The following is a 7,727-nucleotide window of genomic DNA, read 5'->3' as shown; positions in this document are numbered from 1 at the left end:
AGTTTGTGCCAACAAGAGGCAGACAGAAGAGAGCAAATGCGGCTGAAGCGCGCCAAAAAAGAAGCTCAACTGCCCGCCGTAAAAAGTTTGACCAACTTTGAGTTTGACCATTGCCCGAACTTCAATCCGGCCCCGCTGATGCAGTTAGCGGATGATGCCAGTTGGCTCGATAGCGCCACCAACTGCTTGATTTTCGGGCCAAGCGGAGTCGGGAAAACACATGTCGCTCTGGGGTTGTCGCAAGCCGTGCTCGAAGCGGGGCGGCGCGTCAAGTTCTTCAACGCACTCGCCCTGGTTCAACAACTACAGCAAGACAAACAACAACTGTTGCTTCAGTCCAGACTCAAAAAGCTCGACCGCTTTGACCTACTGGTTTTAGATGACCTCGGCTATGTGCAAAAGTCTGAGGCCGAAACCTCTGTTCTTTTCGAGTTGATTGCTCATCGCTACGAGCGCAAGAGCCTACTCATCACTGCTAATCAGCCCTTCAGCAAATGGGACAGCATTTTTCCCGACTCGATGATGACCGTCGCAGCCGTTGACCGATTGGTACACCATGCCGTCATTTTCGAGATTAAAGCTGAGAGTTATCGGCAGCAACAAGCCGCTGCTCGCAATCAGAATTAATTGACGTAAAAAACACCTGCGGATCTCGACCCCTTCAAAGTGAGCACCGACTGTCATTTTGATCACCAGTTGTCGTCTAGATCGTTAGCTGTCATTTAGATCGCTGACTGTCGTCTCATCATGAGTCTTGATAGGCACTTACTCGCGACGACAACTCGACAACCTCCTGTCGTCTACTCGCCTATGTCACTTGACATTTAATATCCGTTGGATGCAGATGCCATCGCCCTGGGTGCTCAGTCTAGATCGAACAACTTGGCAGTTCGGGAGCCGCTGCTACAACATTCTGACTTTGGGCATTGTCTATCAGGGCGTGGCCTTTCCGGTGTTGTGGTGGCTGCTCGACAAGAAGGGTAACTCCAATAGTGATGAGCGCATGCGATTGCTGGCGTCCTTTCACCAACTTTTGTTGCCCAACGCTGAGGTTGCCTACTTGTGCGCTGACCGAGAGTTCATTGGTCGAGCGTGGGTGCGCTACCTTTTGCTCGAACCAACACTGTCCTTTCGATTGCGGCTTCGCGCCAGTGACAAGACTGAGCGAAAAGGGGTCTCATTAGCAGCACGGGTCGTCTTTGCCCATCTTCAGGTAGGACAATCTCAGAGCCTCAAAGGGGATTGTCGGGTCTGGGGACAGTCGGTCAGTGTTGAAGCGCTACGCCTAGAAGATGGCAAACTGCTCATTGTCATCGCCCCGCAGGGCACAGCAGGAAGCAGGACTGGTTGAAGATTACGCTTTACGCTGGGGCATTGAGACGCTTTTTGGCATTTTCAAAACTCGTGGCTTTTGTCTAGAAGCAACTCACTTTAGTGAAGCCGAGCGCCTGCGTAAGCTCTTTGGAGTGCTGACCTTAGCGCTCTGTTGGGCGATGAAAACGGGACTCTGGCTACAGCAGAGACAGCCTATTGCTATCAAAAAGCATGGACGCCGGGCCAAGAGCCTGTTTCGCTTAGGATTTGACCATCTGCGCCATTGGGTCCTCAACCCCTCGAACCTCAACCAAGCTGACTTTCGCCATTCTCTGAAACTTTTGTCCTGTACTTAGGAGCGATGTCATTTGCGCACCACTGCACATTCACGTAAAACCGGAATTCATCCAACACGTTGCTGAAGCTGCTGACATTGATTCAAAACAGGTCGAGCTTGTGCATGGTTTCGGTCAGCAAGATTTGCACCTTCATCAGATTGCGATGCTGCTGTTCGCTGAGTTGCAGTCTGGCGGCATCATGGGGAAATTGTATGTCGAATCACTCACTCAAGCCTTAGTCATTCATCTACTAAGACACTACTCGACCCTAGCCCGATCCATTCCGTTACGAATCGGTAGCTTAACTCATGTGCAAGTGCAGCAGGTGATCGATTACATCCACGCTCATTTGAATCGAGATTTATCCTTGGCTGAACTGGCAGGTGTTGTGAATATCAGCCCGACTTACTTTGCCAGCTTGTTTAAGCAAGAAATGGGAATTTCGCCCCATCAGTATGTGATTCAACAGCGCGTAGAACAGGCAAAAGTGATGCTGATGAAAACGGATTTAGCGATCGCAGACATTGCCCTACAAGTTGGTTTCTCCAGCCAAAGCCATTTAACACAGCAGTTCAAGCGCCTCACTGGAATGACCCCCAAGCAAGTTCGTTAACGACTTAAGAATCTGATAAAGCATCGTAAGAATCTGAAAGAAGTCAAGCATTAGAGCTCATTACACTTCAGAGAGTAGAACGAGTAGTTGTGTCGCCAAGATTGATAGTTTCAACGCTTAATCGCATTTCTGTGGAGATGTGTGACAAGAGTTTGGAACGACCCAGACCTTATCCGTTGATGCTTCTATCTCTAATCGTCTTCTAAGCACCCACAAAAGCTAGGGAAGTTCGCCGCCGTATCCTCGGTGAGTTTAATTTTGTGCTGAAATTCACCGGAAAAGAAATAAATAATGAAACGATTGACCTTCTTTACTTTCCTGTATCTCTCGCTCGGAGTTTGTTTGACAGCGATTGCGCTTAGATACCCCAATCTGCCTGCGGGTCTTCAAACCAGCCTGTTCATCCGTGCAGGAATATCCTACCTTGCTTGTATTCTCAGTGCCTTCCCTTTTTGGCGAGAGACGGCGAGCCGCTTTTATTGCAGACGGAATTCTATGGTCATCGCACCCTGGTGGGTGGTTAGGTTCATTGTTATTTGGATGATCTAGCAGGTTCAGAGTCAAAACTGGACCATGGAAGCCATTTTACAAGCTTTTCCGTGGCTATTAGTTGTCTTGCTGCAAGCAGAACTTATTGTGACAACTTGGCAAGAGGAACGAGACCCAACATGCTTAAATCCTTCACGCTGTTGGGTTTCCTGACGTCAACCGCAACCCACTGCTTTGTCAAAGTCAAATTTTAGGGTGAACTCATTAGCTCGTAGTCAGCGCTTCAGCGCTAAAGCGCTGACTACGAACCCAAACTTCTAGAGTTGACGCTGCACTACGCCACACATTTTTCCGGGTAATTTCTTTTTCAGAGATCTCCTAAATCGGATGATGCCGGAACAAACTCACTTCAGCGACGCGAGACAGAGTCAAACATACTACAAAAGGAATCCCATGCATAAGCCCGAGTTTTTTGTCACCCCCGGTTATGGGGAATACATGTTGAATGAATTGCATTACTCCCAAGCCGTAAAAATTGGCGATCGCGTGGAGACATCAGGTCAAGGTGGTTGGGATGATAATCTGCAAATTCCCGAATTGCTCGCAGATGAGATTGCCCAGGCATTTCGAAACGTAGAGCGAACTTTGGTAACTGCCGGTGCGGGTTGGGAGCATGTCGTCCACGTCAATTCTTACCATGTTGGCGGGTTGCCTCCGGAGGTCAACGACGTGATGGTCAAGCTATATCGCCACTACATGCCCAACCACGCCCCAATTTGGACACAGATAGGAGTCGCGGCGCTTGGGCTGCCAACGATGCGAATTGAAATCCGCGTTACTGCAATAGTTCCGTGAGTGCCATACGAGCAGCAGTGCTGGCCAGTGTGCTGCTTGTGCGTAGAACGAAGACTTTTTATCGTAACAAGATAGCATTATGAGTTATCGTTTCCTTTTGTTTAGCGCTTTAGTCGTAAGCAGCACAGGAATATTGCTAGTTTCACCTACATCAGCAGAACTATCTATTAGGAATAGACCATATATTCCGCAGATTTTACAGCAACCTAACGTAAGAAATTGGATTGCCGTAGATGATAGGTCTCCAAACATTTTAGACCGGCAGGAGCGACCTGATTGGGCTGGTTTCTTCGACAGCGTTGAGGCTCAAGGAACTATTGTGGTATTAGATCAGCGCGGAGGTGCTCAGCAGCTGTGGGGCTACGACCAGGAACGTGCTGATAGAGCTTATTCCCCAGCATCAACGTTCAAGATTCCGCATTCTCTCTTTGCGCTCGATGCTGGTGTTGTTCGTGATGAATTTCAAGTTTTTGAGTGGGATGGAGTGGAAAGGGACTTCGCTCCACACAATCAAGACCAAACTTTGCGCTCAGCGATGCGAAATTCAGCCGTTTGGGTTTACGAAATGTTTGCTGCCGAAATCGGAGAAGCGAAAGCAAGAGAGTATCTGACGCAAATTGACTACGGCAACGCAGACCCAAGTACTCGCGAAGGCGCTTATTGGATTGATGGAGCGCTAGCAATCTCGGCACAAGAGCAAATTTATTTTCTACAAAAGCTGTATCAAAACGAACTCCCATTTAGGGTTGAGCATCAACGATTAGTCAAGGATATTATGATCGTTGAAGCAGAGCAGGATTGGATCCTACGGGCTAAAACTGGCTGGGAAGGGCGCTGGGGCTGGTGGGTAGGGTGGGTCGAGCGGCCGACAGGCCCTGTGTTCTTCGCTCTCAATATAGATACGCCAAACCGACTAGACGACCTCTATAAAAGAGAGGAAATTACACGCGCTATCTTGCAATCCATTGATGCATTGCCTGCTGAAGAAGATCGGAAATAGCCTAAGTGTCAGAATTGAATACTCTGTCTACAAAAGAAACAGACATTAGATGCTCCTGTAGATGCTAAAGGTTCGCTGCTTACTGGTGCAGCAAACTTCTTGAGGTACTAGGCTGCTGTTGGCGTTCTTGCAAAGCCTTATCAATTAATTTTGCCACCAGCCAGGAGACAGACCGTTCATCTGTCTGCGCCCATTCCTCCAGTTCTTTTTTATGCTCAGCAGGAATGTAAGCAACCACTCGTTCTAAATCTGTTTTACCGCCCATTTTAAGTTTCACTTGCGTTTTACCTACCTCTAAGATATCAACAATAGCCCAACTTGTATCACGCTAGGCCATGCTGTGCTAGCATAGCCTAGCACAGCAAAACGAGGCTTTAATCCGTGAACCATCAAAATTTGCTTTCAATTACCGGAAATCTTGTACAACCCCCAATAAAGTCAGGGCTTGTCTTGCTCTCCGCTAGAGAATTAGACAAGATGCGGCGGGTTGGAAAGCTTGCTGCAAATCTCCTCAATCATCTTGAGCCAATGGTGCAGCCTGGAGTGAGTACACAAGCTTTAAATGATGAGGCCGCGCGTTGGATGCAAGCTCATGGTGCAATCAGCGCCACCCTTGGCTACGCACCTCCAGGCTATCCCCCTTTCACAGGGTCCATTTGCACCAGCATTAATGAAGTGGTTTGTCATGGAATTCCGAACCCAAAGCAAATCCTCAAAGACGGGGATATTATCAATATCGATGTGACGCTGAGGTTGGAAGGCTACCACGGCGACACATCGAGAACATTTCTAGTGGGTTCGGTATCCGCAACCGCCCGAAAATTAGTTGAAGCGACTCGAGAATCGATGATGCGGGGGATTGCTGAAATCAAGCCTGGGGCAAGAATTGGTGATATTGGCGCGGCCATTCAAGCATATGCCGAGGCCAGTGGATTCTCAGTTGTTCGAGATATGGTTGGCCATGGCATTGGCAGGCAGATGCATACAGAACTGCAAATTCCTCACTATGGCAAGCGAGGCAGTGGGTTGAAGTTGCGTCCAGGAATGGTTTTTACGGTTGAACCGATGCTAAACGAAGGGACTTATGAGCTTACATTTCTCGCGGACGGTTGGACTGTGATTACGAAGGACAAAAAACTCTCTGCTCAGTTTGAACACACCATTGCTGTGACTGAGGACGGGGTAGAAATTCTGACTCTTTCCTAAATTTCAAGCCGCAATGCCTTTAATTTATTTTTTGGTTGAGAAGCAACATCGCTGCACAAAAAGTCTTTGCTACTGGTTAGTTGTAGCTATAAAAGGGGTCGGTTGGGACATCCTAATAAAATTGCGCTCGATTTGTGACTCCCTATGCCTACAAGTTTTCAAGGACTTCTAGAAACACCATAAGAATCTGACAAACTCTCCTAAGAATTTGCAAGAAACTGAGATTCAGAACTCACTACACTTCAGTGAAATCAGATTGCATTCAATGCGATGTTTATTAGGAGATGACAATGCCTTATGTAACGGTCGGTCAAGAAAATTCTGCAACCATTGATCTCTACTACGAAGATCTAGGGGCCGGTCAACCCATTGTTCTCATTCATGGATTTCCCCTCAACGGTCATTCCTGGGAAAAACAGGTTCTAGTTTTACTGAACGCAGGATATCGGGTGATTACCTACGATCGCCGAGGATTTGGTGCTTCCAGCCAACCCTCAATTGGCTATGACTACGATACGTTTGCCGCCGATTTAAATACGCTAATGACCAAGCTTGACTTGCATGATGCTGTGCTGGTCGGCTTCTCCATGGGAACGGGTGAAGTCACGCACTATCTCGGTAAATACGGCTCAGCGCGGGTGAAAAAAGCCGTGCTGATGGCTCCCGTGCCGCCCTTCTTACTGAAAACTGATGATAATCCTGAAGGCGTTGACCAAAGCGTTTTCGATGGCATTATGAACGCGATTGTTAAAGATCGTTCCGCCTATTTTTCTGACTTTTTCAGAGAATTCTTCAATATCGATGTGCTGCTGGGTGAGCGCATCAGCAACTATGCCATTCAAGCCAACTGGAATGTGGCAGCCGGGGCTTCTGCTAAAGGGACTTTGGATTGTGTCCCGTCCTGGCTCACCGATTTCCGTGACGATCTGCCTCGCATTGATGTACCTACCCTGATCATTCATGGCGATGCCGATCGCATTTTGCCGCTTGAGTCCACCGCTGCCAGACTGCCAAAGCTGATTAAAAACAGCCATCTTGAGATTATCCCTGGTGGACCGCACGCCATCAACTGGACCCACGCTGATCAGGTCAATCCCCTATTGCTCGACTTTCTTCAGCAGAAATAATCAGTAGCCTACTACATTTCTGACTTATTTCTTTAATTCACCCTCACTAAAACAAAAGGGGCGTTGCTGAATCGATGAATGATCAGGCGGGGATTGGGATCGTTCGGTAATGGAGGTAGTGCAGCAATAGCCGGATGGAATAGCCCAGCATCTTAATTGACTTGGCGTAACAAAAAGTACGCCGGTTGAGCCGTGCCAGATAGTGCCGCAAGCGGCTGTTTTCCCCTTCCACCCGGGTCATGTGCGGCTTACTCACGACATGGTCGGCGACCTCGATGAACTTGGGATAGACGGGCCAACCGTCAGTGACATACCAAAAGCACTGCCAAAACTGAACCTGCGCCCACAACACTCGAAGGTCTGAGCCGAGCGATCGCCTAGCGTCCAGGCCCAAATGCCCGCTCTGGCTTTGTCGGTTGCCGTCCACAGCCAGACTTTGTTTTTTTTGAGCCCACAAAAGTCTGCAACTCATCGAGTTGAGCTACTTCTGGCGAGGACTCCATGGGCGGGGCTTGGGGCAGTTGTTGACCCACCTGCTTCACCCAGCGAATCACCGTCGTGTGATCGACGCCATGATGCCGTTCAAGGGTGCGAAACCCCATCTTGTTAACGTAGGCATTGAGGCACTGACGTTTAACCGCATCGCTATCGCCTTGGGGCGAATAAAATTCGACAAACTGGCGGCAACAGTCTTTACATTGGTAGCGTTGCTTACCAGAGTGATGGCCATTTTTACGGAGGTTAGAGGAGTGACATCGGGGACATTGCATGGCGAAGTCCTCAAA

At 48.6% G+C, this 7,727-nt stretch carries 7 protein-coding genes and 2 pseudogenes; 7 read left to right on the top strand and 2 right to left on the bottom strand.

The annotated features are described in order from the left end of the window. From istB to blaOXA, 5 genes and pseudogenes are all read left to right on the top strand, one after another. Positions 1–627 (top strand): IS21-like element helper ATPase IstB (istB, locus tag QJQ48_RS25440; RefSeq protein ID WP_346294055.1); only part of this gene is annotated, 627 nt, incomplete at its 5' end. A 202-nt stretch (positions 628–829) separates the two neighbouring features. Beyond that, positions 830–1,670: pseudogene (locus QJQ48_RS25435) on the top strand (IS4 family transposase); the annotation flags it as partial. A gap of 100 nt (positions 1,671–1,770) precedes the next feature. Then, complete coding sequence (locus QJQ48_RS25430) at positions 1,771–2,265, top strand: AraC family transcriptional regulator (protein WP_346294054.1); 495 nt, start codon at positions 1,771–1,773, stop codon at positions 2,263–2,265. A 942-nt stretch (positions 2,266–3,207) separates the two neighbouring features. Further along, positions 3,208–3,609 carry a RidA family protein gene (locus QJQ48_RS25425; protein ID WP_346294053.1) on the top strand — a complete coding sequence of 134 codons (402 nt, stop codon included), beginning with the start codon at positions 3,208–3,210 and terminating at the stop codon, positions 3,607–3,609. Between the two features lie 79 nt (positions 3,610–3,688). Continuing rightward, entirely contained in the window at positions 3,689–4,609 is a 921-nt protein-coding gene (gene blaOXA, locus QJQ48_RS25420; protein ID WP_346294052.1) for a class D beta-lactamase, read from the top strand. A gap of 79 nt (positions 4,610–4,688) precedes the next feature. Here blaOXA and QJQ48_RS25415 read toward each other — a convergent pair whose 3' ends face one another. Beyond that, positions 4,689–4,886: a ribbon-helix-helix domain-containing protein gene (locus QJQ48_RS25415; protein ID WP_346294051.1), complete on the bottom strand. Its 198-nt coding sequence runs from the start codon at positions 4,884–4,886 to the stop codon at positions 4,689–4,691. A gap of 104 nt (positions 4,887–4,990) precedes the next feature. On the opposite strand from QJQ48_RS25415, the gene map reads away from it, so the two are divergent. Both map and QJQ48_RS25405 read left to right on the top strand, forming a co-directional pair. Next, on the top strand, positions 4,991–5,815 hold the full coding sequence (gene map / locus QJQ48_RS25410; RefSeq protein ID WP_346294050.1) for a type I methionyl aminopeptidase: 825 nt from the start codon (positions 4,991–4,993) through the stop codon (positions 5,813–5,815). Positions 5,816–6,105: 290 nt separating this feature from the next. Then, the gene (locus QJQ48_RS25405) at positions 6,106–6,942 is read left to right on the top strand and encodes an alpha/beta fold hydrolase (protein WP_346294049.1); all 837 of its coding nucleotides are present in this window, start codon (positions 6,106–6,108) and stop codon (positions 6,940–6,942) included. 82 nt (positions 6,943–7,024) lie between these two features. Here QJQ48_RS25405 and QJQ48_RS25400 read toward each other — a convergent pair. After that, positions 7,025–7,712 (bottom strand): annotated as a pseudogene (locus tag QJQ48_RS25400) (IS1 family transposase). Positions 7,713–7,727 lie beyond the last annotated feature (15 nt).

The organism is Sphaerothrix gracilis Ecp01 (genome assembly GCF_030405905.1).
In the GTDB taxonomy this organism is placed as follows: Bacteria; Cyanobacteriota; Cyanobacteriia; order Phormidesmidales; family Phormidesmidaceae; genus Sphaerothrix; species Sphaerothrix gracilis.
Note: the sequence above shows the minus strand (reverse complement) of the source record. Positions and strands in the feature narration are given on the sequence as shown.